This is a genomic window from Enterobacter cloacae complex sp. ECL411 (assembly GCF_021869665.1).
Taxonomy (GTDB): Bacteria; Pseudomonadota; Gammaproteobacteria; order Enterobacterales; family Enterobacteriaceae; genus Enterobacter; species Enterobacter intestinihominis.
The window spans coordinates 1,640,268-1,655,158 of sequence record NZ_CP091486.1 but is presented as its reverse complement, the minus strand read 5'-3'; the positions used below and the strand labels follow the sequence as shown (position 1 = coordinate 1,655,158).

Here is a 14,891-nt window from a genome sequence, read left to right as displayed (position 1 = left end):
CATTTTCGCTGTTAAATTTAACAACCACCAGTTAACACCCTAATAACAAAGTATTTTTCAAAACTGGCACTCCCTTTGCAAAAACGTCGTGACACCTGCGACGTAATGAAGAGAGGTTCGTGATGAAAATTGGCGTATTTGTACCGATCGGCAACAACGGCTGGCTTATCTCGACCACGGCCCCGCAATACATGCCGACCTTTGAGCTGAATAAAGCCATCGTGCAGAAAGCGGAGCATTACCACTTCGACTTTGCGCTCTCGATGATCAAGCTGCGCGGTTTCGGCGGTAAGACCGAATTCTGGGACCACAACCTGGAGTCCTTTACCCTGATGGCGGGCCTGGCTGCGGTAACCTCGCGCATCCAGATTTACGCCACCGCCGCCACCCTTACCCTTCCCCCGGCAATCGTGGCGCGGATGGCCTCCACCATCGACTCCATCTCCGGCGGGCGCTTTGGCGTTAACCTGGTCACCGGCTGGCAAAAGCCGGAGTACGAGCAGATGGGGATCTGGCCGGGTGACGATTACTTCTCCCGTCGCTACGACTACCTGACTGAATACGTGCAGGTGCTGCGCGATCTGTGGGGCACCGGCAAAAGCGATTTCAAAGGCGACTTCTTCACCATGAACGACTGCCGTGTCAGCCCCCAGCCGTCGGTGCCGATGAAGGTGATTTGCGCCGGGCAGAGCGACGCGGGGATGGAATTCTCCGCCAAATACGCCGACTTCAACTTCTGCTTCGGCAAAGGCGTTAACACCCCTGCCGCCTTCGCGCCCACCGCGGCACGCATGAAAGCGGCCGCCGACAAAATCGGGCGCGACGTGGGCTCCTACGTGCTGTTTATGGTGATTGCCGACGAAACCGACGACGCCGCGCGCGCCAAATGGGAACGATACAAGGACGGCGCCGACGAGGAAGCCCTGAGCTGGCTGACCGAGCAGAGCCAGAAGGATACCCGCTCCGGCGCGGACACCAACGTTCGCCAGATGGCCGACCCGACGTCTGCCGTCAATATCAACATGGGCACCCTGGTTGGCTCGTATGCCAGCGTCGCCAGAATGCTCGACGAAGTGGCTGCCGTGCCCGGCGCCGAAGGCGTGCTGCTGACCTTCGATGATTTTCTCACCGGCGTGGAAACCTTCGGCGAGCGTATTCAGCCGCTGATGCAGTGCCGCGCCCACATCCCTGCCGTGACGAAGGAGGTGGCGTAATGACGACCCTCAACACTCGCCCGGAGGCCATCACCTTTGACGCGCAGCAGAGCGCGCTGATCGTGGTGGATATGCAAAACGCTTATGCCAGTAAAGGCGGGTATCTGGATCTGGCCGGGTTCGACGTCTCGGCCACGCAGCCGGTGATTGAGAATATCAAAACCGCCGTGAGCGCCGCGCGTGCTGCGGGCATGCTGATCGTCTGGTTCCAGAATGGCTGGGACGACCAGTACGTCGAAGCTGGCGGTCCCGGCTCCCCCAACTTTCACAAATCCAACGCCCTGAAAACCATGCGACAACGGCCTGAACTCCAGGGCACGCTGCTGGCGAAAGGCGGCTGGGATTATCAGCTGGTGGATGAGCTGGTACCGGAAGCTGGCGATATCGTACTGCCGAAACCGCGCTACAGCGGCTTTTTCAATACCCCGCTCGACAGCCTGCTGCGCAGCCGGGGCATTCGTCATCTGGTCTTTACGGGCATTGCCACCAACGTCTGCGTGGAGTCCACCCTGCGCGACGGCTTCTTCCTCGAGTATTTTGGCGTGGTGCTGGAAGACGCTACCCATCAGGCCGGGCCGGATTTTGCCCAGAAAGCCGCCCTGTTCAATATCGAAACCTTTTTTGGCTGGGTCAGTAACGTCGCCGATTTCTGCGACGCGCTGGATCCCCCGCTCGCCCGCATCGCCTGAGGAGAACCGCTATGCCGAAATCCGTGATTATTCCGCCGGGCACCAGCACCCCGATAGCCCCGTTTGTCCCCGGAACCCTCGCCGACGGCGTGGTGTATGTCTCAGGCACGCTGCCGTTTGATAAAGACAACAACGTGGTGTTTATCGATGACCCAAAGGCGCAAACCCGCCACGTGCTGGAGACGATCAAAACCGTGATCGAAACGGCGGGTGGCACGATGGAGGACGTGACCTTCAACAGCATCTTTATCACCGACTGGAAAAACTACGCCGCGATTAACGAGATCTACGCGGAGTTTTTCCCCGGCGATAAACCGGCGCGATTTTGCATCCAGTGCGGGCTGGTAAAGCCTGAAGCGCTGGTTGAAATTGCCACCGTTGCGCACATCGCGAAGTGAGGCCGCCATGAAACTGTCCATTTCCCCGCCCCCCTTTGCGGGCGCGCCCGTGGTGGTGCTGATTGCCGGGCTCGGCGGCAGCGGCAGCTACTGGCTGCCTCAGCTCGCCGTGCTGGGGCAGGAGTATCAGGTGGTGTGCTACGACCAGCGGGGCACGGGGAATAACCCGGATACCCTGCCGGAAGACTACACCCTCGCACACATGGCCGACGAGCTCGCGCTGGCGTTAGCCGGGGCCGGGATCGCCCGTTACTGCGTGGTCGGCCACGCGCTGGGGGCGCTGGTCGGCCTGCGGCTGGCTATCGATAAGCCTGACGCCCTCACCGCGCTGGTTTGTGTCAACGGCTGGCTGACCCTCAATGCCCATACCCGACGCTGTTTTGACGTTCGCGAACGTCTGCTGCATGCGGGCGGGGCTCAGGCGTGGGTAGAGGCACAGCCGCTGTTTCTTTACCCGGCAGACTGGATGGCTGCCCGCGCTCCGCGGCTGGAGGCCGAGGAAGCGCTGGCGCTGGCCCATTTCCAGGGCAAAGCCAATCTGCTACGCAGGCTGCATGCGCTGAAACAGGCCGATTTCAGCCGCCACGCTGCACGCGTTCGCTGCCCCGTGCAGATTATCTGTTCCACCGACGATCTGCTGGTGCCGTCCGTCTGCTCCGCGGATCTGCACGCCGCCCTCCCGCACGCCCGCAAAACGGACATGCGCCAGGGCGGGCATGCCTGCAACGTGACCGCGCCGGACATCTTTAACACTCTACTGCTGAACGGGCTTGCCAGCCTGCTGCACAGCCCTGAACCCGCTTTGTAAGGAGCCTGAATGAGCGAAGCCATCACGCCCGCCGCGCTGGAAACGCTGTTTACCGGCGCACGTACCCATAACGGCTGGCTGGATATACCGGTCAGTGACGAGACGCTGCGCGAGATTTATGACCTGATGAAATGGGGGCCGACGTCCGCCAACTGCTCCCCGGCGCGCATTGTCTTTGTGCGAAGCCCGGAAGGAAAAGAGAAGCTGCGCCCGGCGCTCTCCAGCGGCAACCTTGAGAAAACGCTCACCGCTCCGGTCACGGCAATTGTCGCCTGGGACAGCGAGTTTTATGAGCACCTGCCTGTACTGTTCCCGCACGGCGATGCCAGAAGCTGGTTTACCTCCAGCCCCGCACTGGCGGAAGAGACCGCCTTTCGCAACAGTTCGATGCAGGCCGCGTACCTGATCTTCGCCTGCCGCGCGCTCGGGCTCGACACCGGGCCGATGTCCGGCTTTGACCGGGAAAAAGTGGACGCGGCCTTTTTCACGGGCACGCTGCTTAAAAGCAATCTGCTGATTAACATCGGTTATGGCGATATGAGCAAAGTCTATGGGCGCTTACCGCGTCTGACCTTCGAAGACGCCTGCGGGCTGGCGTAAGGAGCCATCATGACGACACCCGATCAACAAACCTTCCGTGATGCCATGGCCTGCGTCGGTGCGGCGGTCAATATCATCACCACCGACGGCACTGCGGGAATGGCGGGCTTTACCGCCAGCGCGGTATGCAGCGTGACCGATTCCCCGCCCACTCTGCTGGTTTGCCTCAACCGTGGCGCGTCCGTCTGGCCGATTTTCAACGAGAACCGCACCCTGTGCGTTAACACGCTGAGTGCCGGACAGGAGCCATTATCCAACCTGTTTGGCGGTAAAACGCCGATGGCGGAACGCTTTGCCGCTGCCCGCTGGCAGACAGGCGACACGGGCTGTCCACGTCTGGAAAATGCCCTGGCCTCGTTCGACTGCCGCATCAGCCAGGTGGTTAGCGTCGGCACCCACGACATTCTGTTTTGCGACATCGTATCCATCGTTCGCCACCCGGCACCGCAAGGGCTGGTGTGGTTCGACCGCGGCTATCACGCACTTATGCGACCCGCCTGTTAATCCTCATTCAGGAGACAGAACATGTTCGGACTTCCCCACTGGCAGTTGAAATCGACCTCCACAGAAGCAGGCGTGGTCGCGCCGGATGAAAGGCTCCCGCTCGGGCAGACAATGGTGATGGGCGTGCAGCATGCGGTCGCGATGTTTGGTGCGACGGTGCTAATGCCCATGCTGATGGGGCTGGATCCTAACCTCGCCATTTTGATGTCGGGTATGGGTACCCTGCTGTTCTTTTTTGTCACCGGCGGGCGCGTGCCCAGCTATCTGGGCTCCAGCGCCGCCTTTGTGGGAGTCGTTATTGCAGCGACCGGGTTTAACGGTCAGGGCATTAACCCCAACCTGAGCGTGGCCCTCGGCGGCATTATCGCCTGTGGGCTGGTCTACACCCTTACCGGTCTGGTGGTGATGAAAGTCGGCACGCGCTGGATCGAACGCATGATGCCCCCCGTCGTCACCGGGGCGGTGGTGATGGCGATAGGCCTGAACCTCGCGCCGATTGCGGTGAAGAGCGTATCCGGCTCGCCGTTTGAAAGCTGGATGGCGGTGATTACGGTGCTGTGCATCGGCGTGGTGGCGGTCTTTACGCGCGGGATGATCCAGCGGCTGCTGATCCTGGTCGGGCTGATTGCGGCCTGTCTGATCTACGCGCTGCTGGCGAACGTGTTTGGTCTCGGCAAGCCGGTTGATTTCACACTGATTCACCAGGCCGCCTGGTTCGGGATGCCGCACATGACCTCGCCCACCTTTAACGCTCAGGCGATGATGCTCATCGCGCCTGTCGCGGTGATCCTGGTGGCTGAAAACCTGGGCCACCTGAAAGCCGTAGCGGGAATGACCGGGCGCAATATGGATCCGTATATGGGGCGGGCGTTTGTGGGAGACGGTCTGGCGACCATGCTCTCCGGCTCGGTCGGCGGCAGCGGCGTGACGACCTACGCGGAAAACATCGGCGTGATGGCAGTGACCAAAGTCTACTCGACGCTGGTCTTCGTGGCGGCGGCGGTGATGGCGATACTGCTCGGCTTTTCCCCAAAATTCGGCGCATTGATCCACACCATCCCGGCACCCGTGATTGGCGGCGCCTCGATTGTTGTATTTGGTCTGATTGCCGTCGCGGGGGCACGCATCTGGGTGCAGAATCATGTTGATCTGAGCCAGAACGGTAACCTGATCATGGTGGCGGTCACGCTGGTGCTGGGCGCAGGCGACTTCGCCCTGACGCTGGGCGGGTTTACGATTGGCGGGATTGGCACGGCGACCTTCGGCGCGATCCTGCTCAACGCCCTGCTTAGCCGCCGCAAAGGGGATGAAGCGCAAGCGGAAGCCATCACCCCATGAACCTGAAATAGCCGGGTGACGCTACGCTTACCCGGCCTACATGCCAATTGTAGGCCCGTGCAAGCGAAGCGCCGCCGGGCAAACGGGCAGCGTGCGCGTTGTTAGCTATCTGCCCCTTGTTCAGTGCTCAACCCGGCAATCGACTTACGTCGTTTTTTTAACTTTAACTCGCTCACCAGCACCCCGGCGACAATAAACGCCGCGCCCACCAGCGCCAGCAGCGGCAGACGCTCCCCGGCGAGTCGCCCGAAAATACCCGCCCACACCGGTTCACCGGTATAGATGACCGTCGCCCGTGTCGGAGATACGCTGCGCTGCGCCCAGTTCATGGTGACCTGAATAATAGCGCTAAAAATGCCCAGCCCCAGCGCCACGACGATAAGCCCGGTAGACATCGGCGGGACGGACTCCCCTGCCGGCACCATCGTCGCGAACGCCACCAGCGACGCGGTGGCAAGCTGCACGACCGTCACCCGCTTGACGTCCACTTTTCCTGCCCAGGCGCTAATCAGAATAATTTCAGCCGCAATGGCAACGGCCCCTACCAGCGTGATGATCTCTCCCGGCCCCAGCGCCAGCAGATTATTTTCCGGCCCGGCTAATAAAATGAGGCCGATGAACGCCAGCACGATACCAATGCACGACATCAGGCCCGGTATTCTGCCCAGGCACAGCCACTGCAACAGCGGCACCAGCGGTACGTACATGGCGGTGATGAAGGCGGATTTACTGCTGGAGATAGACTGGAGCCCCCACGTTTGCAGGCTATAGCCCATGGCAATCGCCACGCCAATAGCGACACCCGCTTTAAGCTCTCTCAGGGTCAACCCGCGCAGGGTTTTCAGCGAAATAAGCGCCACGGCAACCGCCGCGGTTGCAAAACGCAGCCCTACAAAGAAAAACGGATCGCTCATCGTGACCGCGTACTGAACGGCAAGAAAGGTTCCGCCCCAGAACATGGTGATCAAAATCAGGATGGCTTCCTGAGGCTTAATGGAGAAAGTAAAACGGGAAACGGACATGGGACACCAGCACGAAGAATCAATCCTGTAGTGTGCGATGCCTTTGATTACAGTTCAATGTAGCAGACATAAAAAAACCGCCGGGAAACCCGGCGGCAGAGAGTTAACCCGGCGTACTACTTGTTGCTGCCGTGGCTATTTTTACCCCCTTTTTTGCCAGCCTCTGATGCGCGCTGAGGGTCGTTTTTAAAATTGCCCCCGCTAGACTGGCCACCTTTACGACCTGCTTCTGATGCTCTTTCACGGTCTTCAGCGAAATTACCTGAACCACCACGATGGTTTGCCATCTCTAACCTCCAGAGTGTGAAACATTAGACATCATATTGCATTCAGTAAAAGAGGATTCTTTCACCTCGCGGCTCAAGGACAGTGCCTTTATCTGTGCCGCGTGAAACTAAGCTTAGTGTAATGCGGCTATCCGGCAAGCGAGAGGTAATATTCTGCAACATGATCTCAGCCTTTCGTATGAAATATTGAGGAGGTCATCCATAAGCCATTCTTATATTTTGAAAAATCAGCGCCGCTAAAGTTGTTTCATTTTGCTACAAAGCACGTAACGAAAAGATATTGTTATATATCAAATAAATGCCGTTCATTTTTGCAGTCTGGCCGTGATGTCATATCTTTAAAGTAACGCAGCGATCCGCTGTAAGAAAAACCAACGAGGAGTGATGCAAAATGGCAAAAGTTCTGGTGCTCTATTATTCCATGTATGGACACATTGAAACCATGGCTCACGCAGTTGCAGAAGGCGCAAACAGAGTAGACGGCGTTGAGGTTGTGGTTAAACGCGTACCGGAAACCATGCAGGCGGAAGCCTTCGCCAAAGCCGGGGGAAAAACACAAAACGCCCAGGTCGCCACCCCGCAGGAGCTCGCGGACTATGATGCCATTATCTTCGGCACCCCGACCCGCTTCGGCAATATGTCCGGCCAGATGCGCACCTTCCTCGACCAGACGGGCGGGCTCTGGGCCTCCGGCGCGTTATACGGCAAGCTGGCCAGCGTGTTCAGCTCTACCGGAACAGGCGGCGGCCAGGAGCAGACGATCACCTCAACCTGGACTACCCTTGCACATCATGGGATGGTGATTGTGCCGATTGGCTACGGCGCGCAGGAACTGTTCGATGTTTCCCAGGTTCGTGGCGGGACACCGTATGGCGCGACAACCATTGCCGGTGGGGATGGTTCGCGTCAGCCAAGCAATGAAGAACTTTCGATCGCCCGCTATCAGGGTGAATACGTCGCGGGTCTTGCCAAAAAACTGAACGGCTAACCCAACAGGAGGACAAGTATGCCAACTCAAGAATCCAAAGCTCACCACGTGGGCGAATGGGCAAGTTTACGCAATACCTCTCCGGAGATTGCAGAAGCCATCTTTGAAGTCGCCAGGTATGACGAAAAGCTGGCTGAGCAGATTTGGGAAGAAGGCAACGATGAAGTGCTGGTTCGCGCTTTCGAAAAAACCGACAAAGACTCGCTGTTCTGGGGCGAGCAAACCATCGAACGTAAAAACGTCTGAATGTTCCCCCCGCCCGCGCGGGGGGTTTTCTTCTATTTCGCCGCGTTGTTCATCACCGCATTGAATCTATCGATCGGACAGAAGCCGTTGCCATCTACCGGACAGCCCTTCAGCTCCAGCGTCACGCGCTGCGCAGGAGATTGCAGCGACAGCACGCTGGCATTACGCAACTGCTCTGAACTCTGGTAGACATACTCAATTTTCATCAGCTCCTGATTTGTATTTTTGTCATGCCAGCGCTGGAAGACAATTTTACCGCCAATCGGGGTTCGTTCCTGCTGGTCGTGCAGCTGATACGGCCTGAAATCCAGCGCGGTCAGCAGCGAGGCAATGTTGGAGTCGTGCCCCACCAGCAGGGTAATTTTTGGCGCTTTGGCCTGTTCGGTCACCAGCGCTTTATCAATGTACTTCACCAACGGTTTAGCCACGTTCTGCGCCACGTCCGTCGAGGTAAACAGCGAGTCCTGGTAGCCGTTTTTCAGCTTCGACAGCACGCGCCACTGCTGATCGGTTTTGATTTCCCCCCATGCCACCTGGTCTGCCGGGAATCCTTCGTAATACTGTAAGGTGAACGCATCCACCAGCGAGTTACCCACTTTCAGCGGCCCGGAGACGCCCGGCTCTTTTTCATAATCGGCGCTGAACGTATCTTTCGCCTCCGTCAGGGAACAGACTTTTTTCTCCTTGCAGGACGGCGAGTCGCTATAGTTTGTCAGCTGCTCCAGCAGTTTGTAGCTTTCATCCAGCTGCATTTTCTGCCGTTCTGTCTCCATCGCTTTCAGCGCTTTCTCACGAAACTCAGGGGAATTATCGGTAATGACCGGATTGAAGGTGGGGTCCATGGTGCCCATTTTTTCCTGATGATGCACAGGCACATCGCACCCCGGGAACGCGCCGGTGATAAAGAACTGCGCGGTCGCCACGGTGCGCTGGAGGCTGTTGGCGTAGGCATAGACGGTATCTGCTGGCGGGCATTCACCCGTCTTCACCATCCCCTGCTCTGCCAGCCACTCGCGTATATAGTGACCCATATACACTTCCAGTACGCCCCCTTTGGTGGTGAGCTGTCCACCCGGGACGTCCCACTCCGGCCACTGCTTCGGCGTGGACTGCTCCAGCACGCTGCCGTTATTGGCGAGCGGCGCACGCAGGTTGTGGCGGCTCATGATGAGTACCTTTTCCAGCTGATAGCCGTCCGGTGTGTCCTGCGCCTGTGCGCCAAAGGTCACGGCAAGGGTACCTGCCACGGCAACTGCAAGTAGTGCTTTTCTCATCCCTAATTCCTCACACGTTTTTTTAATGTCGCATTGAGTGTGACAGATTCGTGACAGGTTTTTCGGGAAGCATTTCTCAAACTGATGAATACGTGACTCGCTGATTCAGAGGCTGATGCTGGTGACGATGCCGACATACAGCGCCGCCCATGCGCAGGCTGAAAGCAGGCTGATGGCGTAAACCTTTATCGCGCTCAGCCTGAGCATGCCCGCCGCCAGCGGCACGATATAGCGCAGTACCGCCAGGAAACGCGAGGTGAACAACACCAGCAGGCCATTTTTATGCAGCTGGTGCTGTACCCGCAAAAACTTCCCGGCATGTTTTGCCGTGAAGCGTGACACTCGCCGGGTATGCCCCATCAGCTGGCCGATATGGTAATTCAGCACCGATCCTGCCGTAGCGCCCATCACCACCGCCAGCCACGTCAGCGCCGGATGCATACTCGACTGGCTGACGGCAATCCCCGCCAGCAGCATGACCGATGCGGGCGGGAGCACGGAAGAGATCAGTACCGTTGATTTACTCAGTGCCATAACAACGAGCAACGCGAAGAGATGCGTTGGATAATGCGCAAAATGATCCAGCAGCGTGTCCAGCCATGCCATTTTACTCTCCCCGGTAACATCAGAATTCCCCATTAGAAGTGAAAATAGTTAAATAAAACGTCAACATTCATTCAATAATATTCATTTAAACCATACTTAAACATTATTAAAATTCCTCAGCAGCCATTTTAAATAAGCGTATTATCCCTCACGCTTTACAACGATCTCGTTATGGCGAGGCTCCTGTACAAATACACGTTATCGCTCTGGTGGGTTCGAGAGAACCGGCACAGGGTAAAACAGGCACTGTCGAATCAAGGCTTTGCCAGTATAACTTCCCTTACGGGATACGGTGTACAGTGCTGAACCCAGGACGTGGGGATCTCCTTTCCGACATGCCCTGTCTTGCTCGCCCCTGAGAGATTTTATTATTCAAAGGGAAGTTACAATGTCTTACGCTATTCACAACCAAAATCTGGCTTTTAACGACAGCGCCATCGCGCAATATATGAATACCGATTTTATCGTTATTGATATTTCATTATGCGTGGCTCTGGCACGCGAGCAGTTCTTTGAAAAATTAAAAGATGATGATATTCCGTCACATATTTTTATCGAAGACACCGGTCGCCTCGCGGGTTTGATTGCCGTACGTAAATTATTGCAGGCCACGGATACCGTACAGCCCGTTAAGGGGCTGATGATATCGGATTTTATCCAGCTTAAACCGGAAGATGAGCGGGCGGATGTCGCCGGGTTGCTGGCGCACGCAGGTGCGGATGTCGTACCGGTGGTGACCCACGGCAAGCTGGTGGGCTGCCTTACCGAGCGTGAAATCGCCCATCTGCTGGAAGATGACGTTACTGAAGATGCCCAGCTTCAGGGGGCAACGCTGCCGCTGGAGAAGCCCTATCTGGAAACCAGCGCCTTTAGCCTGTGGAAGAAACGCTCCGTCTGGCTGCTGCTGCTGTTTGTCGCGGAAGCGTATACCAGCTCGGTGATCCAGCATTTTGAAGAGGCGCTGGAATCCGCCATTGCGCTGGCGTTCTTTATTCCGCTGCTGATTGGCACCGGCGGAAACAGCGGGACGCAGATTACCTCGACGCTGGTGCGCGCCATGGCGCTGGGTGAAGTCCACCTTCGCGACGTGGGTCGCGTGCTGCGCAAAGAGATGAGCACCTCGTTAATGATTGCCGCCACGCTGGGCCTGGCGGGCTGCGTTCGTGCCTGGATGATGGGCATTGGGATGGAAATCACGCTTATCGTCAGCCTGACGCTGGTCTGCATTACGCTGTGGAGCGCCATTGTCTCATCGGTGATCCCGATGGTATTGAAACGCTGCAAAATCGACCCGGCGGTCGTTTCCGCGCCGTTTATCGCCACGCTGATCGACGGTACCGGGCTCATTATCTACTTCAAAATCGCACAGTATACGCTGGGGCTGGAATAACGAAAAAACCCTGCGATATTGCTATCGCAGGGTTTTCGAATTTGGCGGAAGCGTAGAGATTCGAACTCTAGAACCCTTTCGGGTCGCCGGTTTTCAAGACCGGTGCCTTCAACCGCTCGGCCACGCTTCCAAAGTGAGGCGCACTATAAACATCTCTGAGCATGATGTAAAGCAGGAAATTGCATTACGTTGAGCTTCTTGCGTCATTCCCTTCCGCTCCGATCACTTCTTCGTCATCGGCTGGCTAAAATGTAAACATTTATTTTTACATCACATAAACTTATTAGAATGAAAGTTTGTGATCTAGACTCTTTTTCATACACCGCAGCTTATCCGTGCAACATTGCCACCTCAATATGCCCTTGTAAGACCCTATTCACGCAGGTCACTGCGATAAGAGATTTTCCATGAAATTATTCGATACCGATAACTACAGACTTATTCTCTGGCGTAAATTTCTGCCGTGGCTGATCCAGAACGGTGCGCAAAAAAACAACCCGCATGACTATTTTCTGGTTTACTTAAAAGATGTCGACAATACGCGTTATATTCTGAAGAAGCACGAAAGCAGCAACGTTGTGCTCTGCCCGATGCATAAAAGCGAAGATGTCAGTATGAGCGTGGAAGATATCAGCGAAATGCAGGCTGAAATGATTCACTATAAGCGCAATGGGTTTCAGGCTTACAAAGGCATTATCCCGTTTGCCTTTGACCATTATACGAAAATCATCACCTTAAAAACGGCCCTTGCTCGTCTGAAAGGGCGCTGTATTTCTGGCCTGAAATCTGATTCAGAAACCATCAGCCGGGACCGTTACAACTTGCTCAGGCTGCTGGTGACCGACTACGTCAACCAGCGCCCTTCGCGCGTTTCGTCTGGTTTCACCCAGCGGGAAGTGATCGCCATGCTTTACGGCACACTTTGGTATAAACATATCAAAAATGAGTCGTTTAGCAGAAAAATCGCGCTCTTACTTGAGTCGCTCGTGATCACGGGCGATCTCAGCGAAGAGGGTAAGGTGTACTACGTGCAGGGCCAGGCTATTACCACCATGGTCGAGTATGAAAAAGAGGACCAGCGGGTAACGCATCAGCAAAAAATGCAGAAAAAAATTACGCGTTTTATGTTTGCGATAACGCTATCTACGCTGCTGATTATTCTGGTTCTGCTGTCGATGGCCGGGGTCGTCGACCTCGCCGCTGTCTGGCAGAAAATACTACAGATTAAGCCTCTTAGATTTTTAATGAATTTTATCTAAAACCCTGCCTATTAATTATGAATTTTATTTTTATCAGCGATAACTATTACCTTTGCCACGGTGTCTCAAGCTCACTGACATCTACCCATTTGATTCGCGATGAGGAGGATATTCACCATCTTTATGAGGTCGATCCCGAGCTGGATTTTATCATTGCGATTGAACAGGATAAGTTACGCAATAAAACCATTCAGCAGGTCAAAAAAGTCAAGCGTGATTACATTGTCCTGATGCATGAGATAGAAGCCAACAGCGCGGTGAGAATTGATAATATTATCTATTCGTCGATGCATTTTACTGCTCACCCTTTTCAGCAGCTGATGCGTTTTTATCGGGCGCTCAGGACACACTCCTTTACCCGACGCGAATATGACGTGCTAAAGCTTTTCCATATGGAAAATCATGAAATCGCGAAAAAGCTGCAACTGTCACAAAAAACGACCAGCACCTACCGCGTGAGGATCCTCGAGAAATTGAATATGCGTTCAAAAAACATTCTGGCGATGACCCGTATAAAATCGGCGATTGTCGATCAGAAACTGTGATCTTTTGGCTTACCTTGGGAAAACCGGGGCCTCAGGTTTCGCCCTGAGGGGGTTTGGCGGGCGCGGTATACCAGTTCTCTTTGGCAACCATTACGCTGCCCTCTGGCTGCATAACAAAATTCGGAGACATGATCTGCACGTTAAATTCGTTAAATACATCCTGTATCTGGCTATGCAGCTCATTGCGGGCAACCGCGAGGGACTGGTCGGGCAGCAGACGAACCTGCAACTCGTAGGCGATATACCAGTCCATCAACCCTAACTGGCGCACCAGCGGCGGCTCGGAAAGATCAATCCCTTTTGCCCGTTTCGCGGCCAGCTCCAGCATGGCATGCACCTGACGCCATGGGGTGTCATAACCGATAGTGACGCTGACCGTCAGATTGAGGCTGCCATCAGGCTGTAGCGCGCTAAGGTTGGTGATCTTACCGCTCACCACCACCGCATTGGGCACGGTAACGACATAATTTTCCCGGGTAATAATTTTGGTCGCCAGCATGCCTATTTCACTGACCTTACCTTCGTTATCCGCCACCCGAATGACATCGCCTTTACGCAGTGCGCGGGAGTAAATCAGGACCAGACCGCTCATGGCATGGTTCATCACCCCTGCCGAACCCAGCGTTAACATCAGGCCGAAGAAGACGCTAATACCTTTAAACGCCAGTGAGTTTGCGCCGGGGAGAAACGGCCAGGCAGCGGAGAGAGCAAATAGCCAGACGGCGACGGAAATGAGCTTACGGGTTGCCCCCACGGTTTCCGGATGTACGCCGGGAAGTTGCAGACGACCAGCCTCCACCTGATTCAGCACCATCCTCAGCAGCTTCAGAATAAAAGCGGTAATGAGGAAAATGATCAGAACAATCGTCAGCCCCGGCAAAGCCGAGACAATCGCCAGGGCAATTTGCTGCACCACGCGAATCGACCAGTCTCCCAGCGACGTGCCCCACACCCGCGTCCACGGAAACAGACTGAATGCCCAGCTCAGCCAGACGTAAAATCCAATCAAACCCAGCAGGAACATCAGCAAGGCGTAAAGCCGAATCTCAATGGCGCCAATGTACCGCCGCCAGCTTTGCGGCACCCGGCTGCGATTCTCCACAATACGCAGACGGTAGACGCGTCGAAACCAGCGCCAGGATCGCCAGGCGCCATAGCAGAGCAGCAAAAGCGCCAGCAGGCCAGCGGCAGCTTTTACCGTCGACAGCGCCAGCCAGCCGGTATCGTATTGATCGCGCAGCGCCATTCTCTGCGCTTCCATGCGCGCCAGCACGCGCTGCGCGGCCTGATCGAGGGTGAGATCGTCCCCTTCGTCCAAATCCCCTTCCGTCAGCAGCATCACGGGCTTACCGTTCATCACGATCAGCCGCCCCTGCTGGTTATAGCGGGTCACGGGGACGATAGTGAGCGGCTCACGCACGTCCGCCTCGGTAAAATTGCGCAGGGTGTTGCGGATGCGTAAAACGCGCTCCTCCGGCGTGGTCAGGCCAAATTTCGCCTGAAGCATGACGATCGGCTGATGAAAAATATAGACCGTCCGGGCGCGCTCCTGCTCAGAAGGCGCCTGGCGGGGCTCAGCGGCATACGATGAGAAGGCGCTCAGGGAGGCAAAACAGAACGCACACGCGAGCAGGATCTTTTTCATCCTCACTACCCCAAATCAGAAATCTTGTTGTTTTTCAGGCAACCCGCGAATGCCAGGTGGGTATGTTGAGAATAGTCC

17 protein-coding genes, 1 tRNA gene and 1 riboswitch are annotated in these 14,891 nt (G+C 55.9%); of the genes, 12 read left to right on the top strand and 6 right to left on the bottom strand.

The genetic code is table 11. The annotated features are described in order from the left end of the window. The first annotated feature begins 122 nt into the window (after positions 1-122). From rutA to rutG, 7 genes are read left to right on the top strand one after another with little or no spacing between them, the layout of a single operon-like run. Positions 123-1,214: a pyrimidine utilization protein A gene (rutA, locus tag L3069_RS07805; RefSeq protein WP_023305836.1), complete on the top strand. Its 1,092-nt coding sequence runs from the start codon at positions 123-125 to the stop codon at positions 1,212-1,214. Next, the gene (rutB, locus tag L3069_RS07800; protein ID WP_038415803.1) at positions 1,214-1,903 is read left to right on the top strand and encodes a pyrimidine utilization protein B; all 690 of its coding nucleotides are present in this window, start codon (positions 1,214-1,216) and stop codon (positions 1,901-1,903) included. The genes rutA and rutB overlap by 1 nt, the downstream gene beginning before the upstream one ends. Before the next feature lie 11 nt (positions 1,904-1,914). Continuing rightward, positions 1,915-2,301, top strand: coding sequence for a pyrimidine utilization protein C (gene rutC / locus L3069_RS07795; RefSeq protein ID WP_015570870.1), 387 nt, complete (start codon positions 1,915-1,917; stop codon positions 2,299-2,301). Between the two features lie 7 nt (positions 2,302-2,308). Continuing rightward, positions 2,309-3,109, top strand: coding sequence for a pyrimidine utilization protein D (gene rutD, locus L3069_RS07790; RefSeq protein ID WP_038415802.1), 801 nt, complete (start codon positions 2,309-2,311; stop codon positions 3,107-3,109). 9 nt (positions 3,110-3,118) lie between these two features. Next, positions 3,119-3,709 carry a malonic semialdehyde reductase gene (locus tag L3069_RS07785; protein ID WP_038415801.1) on the top strand — a complete coding sequence of 197 codons (591 nt, stop codon included), beginning with the start codon at positions 3,119-3,121 and terminating at the stop codon, positions 3,707-3,709. 9 nt (positions 3,710-3,718) lie between these two features. Further along, entirely contained in the window at positions 3,719-4,213 is a 495-nt protein-coding gene (gene rutF / locus L3069_RS07780; protein ID WP_038415800.1) for an NADH-dependent FMN reductase RutF, read from the top strand. Between the two features lie 21 nt (positions 4,214-4,234). Further along, the gene (gene rutG / locus L3069_RS07775) at positions 4,235-5,551 is read left to right on the top strand and encodes a pyrimidine utilization transport protein G (RefSeq protein ID WP_038415799.1); all 1,317 of its coding nucleotides are present in this window, start codon (positions 4,235-4,237) and stop codon (positions 5,549-5,551) included. A gap of 101 nt (positions 5,552-5,652) precedes the next feature. Here the strand turns inward: rutG and L3069_RS07770 are convergent, their stop codons facing one another. Together L3069_RS07770 and L3069_RS07765 are read right to left on the bottom strand one after the other, a co-directional pair. Continuing rightward, complete coding sequence (locus L3069_RS07770) at positions 5,653-6,573, bottom strand: DMT family transporter (protein WP_038415798.1); 921 nt, start codon at positions 6,571-6,573, stop codon at positions 5,653-5,655. Positions 6,574-6,689: 116 nt separating this feature from the next. Then, positions 6,690-6,860, bottom strand: coding sequence for a general stress protein (locus tag L3069_RS07765; protein ID WP_001273664.1), 171 nt, complete (start codon positions 6,858-6,860; stop codon positions 6,690-6,692). 391 nt (positions 6,861-7,251) lie between these two features. Here L3069_RS07765 and wrbA point away from each other — a divergent pair, with 391 nt between their 5' ends. Both wrbA and L3069_RS07755 read left to right on the top strand, forming a co-directional pair. Beyond that, positions 7,252-7,848: an NAD(P)H:quinone oxidoreductase gene (gene wrbA / locus L3069_RS07760; protein ID WP_022647675.1), complete on the top strand. Its 597-nt coding sequence runs from the start codon at positions 7,252-7,254 to the stop codon at positions 7,846-7,848. Between the two features lie 18 nt (positions 7,849-7,866). Further along, positions 7,867-8,094 carry a YccJ family protein gene (locus tag L3069_RS07755; RefSeq protein WP_022647674.1) on the top strand — a complete coding sequence of 76 codons (228 nt, stop codon included), beginning with the start codon at positions 7,867-7,869 and terminating at the stop codon, positions 8,092-8,094. Positions 8,095-8,126: 32 nt separating this feature from the next. On the opposite strand, the gene agp is transcribed toward L3069_RS07755, so the two are convergent. Both agp and L3069_RS07745 read right to left on the bottom strand, forming a co-directional pair. Continuing rightward, a complete protein-coding gene (agp, locus tag L3069_RS07750; protein WP_038415797.1) occupies positions 8,127-9,368 on the bottom strand; it encodes a bifunctional glucose-1-phosphatase/inositol phosphatase in 1,242 nt (413 codons plus the stop codon). Positions 9,369-9,473: 105 nt separating this feature from the next. Beyond that, the gene (locus L3069_RS07745; RefSeq protein WP_023299758.1) at positions 9,474-9,974 is read right to left on the bottom strand and encodes a DedA family protein; all 501 of its coding nucleotides are present in this window, start codon (positions 9,972-9,974) and stop codon (positions 9,474-9,476) included. Positions 9,975-10,132: 158 nt separating this feature from the next. Continuing rightward, positions 10,133-10,302: riboswitch (M-box (ykoK) riboswitch) on the top strand. Positions 10,303-10,362: 60 nt separating this feature from the next. Here L3069_RS07745 and L3069_RS07740 point away from each other — a divergent pair. Next, the gene (locus L3069_RS07740) at positions 10,363-11,364 is read left to right on the top strand and encodes a magnesium transporter (RefSeq protein ID WP_038415796.1); all 1,002 of its coding nucleotides are present in this window, start codon (positions 10,363-10,365) and stop codon (positions 11,362-11,364) included. Between the two features lie 42 nt (positions 11,365-11,406). Here L3069_RS07740 and L3069_RS07735 read toward each other — a convergent pair. Continuing rightward, a tRNA-Ser gene (locus L3069_RS07735) sits at positions 11,407-11,494 on the bottom strand. A gap of 277 nt (positions 11,495-11,771) precedes the next feature. Between L3069_RS07735 and L3069_RS07730 the strand changes: the two genes are divergently transcribed. Together L3069_RS07730 and L3069_RS07725 are read left to right on the top strand one after the other, a co-directional pair. After that, positions 11,772-12,623, top strand: coding sequence for a hypothetical protein (locus L3069_RS07730; RefSeq protein WP_051979819.1), 852 nt, complete (start codon positions 11,772-11,774; stop codon positions 12,621-12,623). A gap of 17 nt (positions 12,624-12,640) precedes the next feature. Continuing rightward, positions 12,641-13,168 carry a helix-turn-helix transcriptional regulator gene (locus L3069_RS07725; protein ID WP_023305829.1) on the top strand — a complete coding sequence of 176 codons (528 nt, stop codon included), beginning with the start codon at positions 12,641-12,643 and terminating at the stop codon, positions 13,166-13,168. Positions 13,169-13,199: 31 nt separating this feature from the next. On the opposite strand, the gene L3069_RS07720 is transcribed toward L3069_RS07725, so the two are convergent. Beyond that, positions 13,200-14,813: a mechanosensitive ion channel family protein gene (locus tag L3069_RS07720; RefSeq protein ID WP_038415795.1), complete on the bottom strand. Its 1,614-nt coding sequence runs from the start codon at positions 14,811-14,813 to the stop codon at positions 13,200-13,202. Positions 14,814-14,891 lie beyond the last annotated feature (78 nt).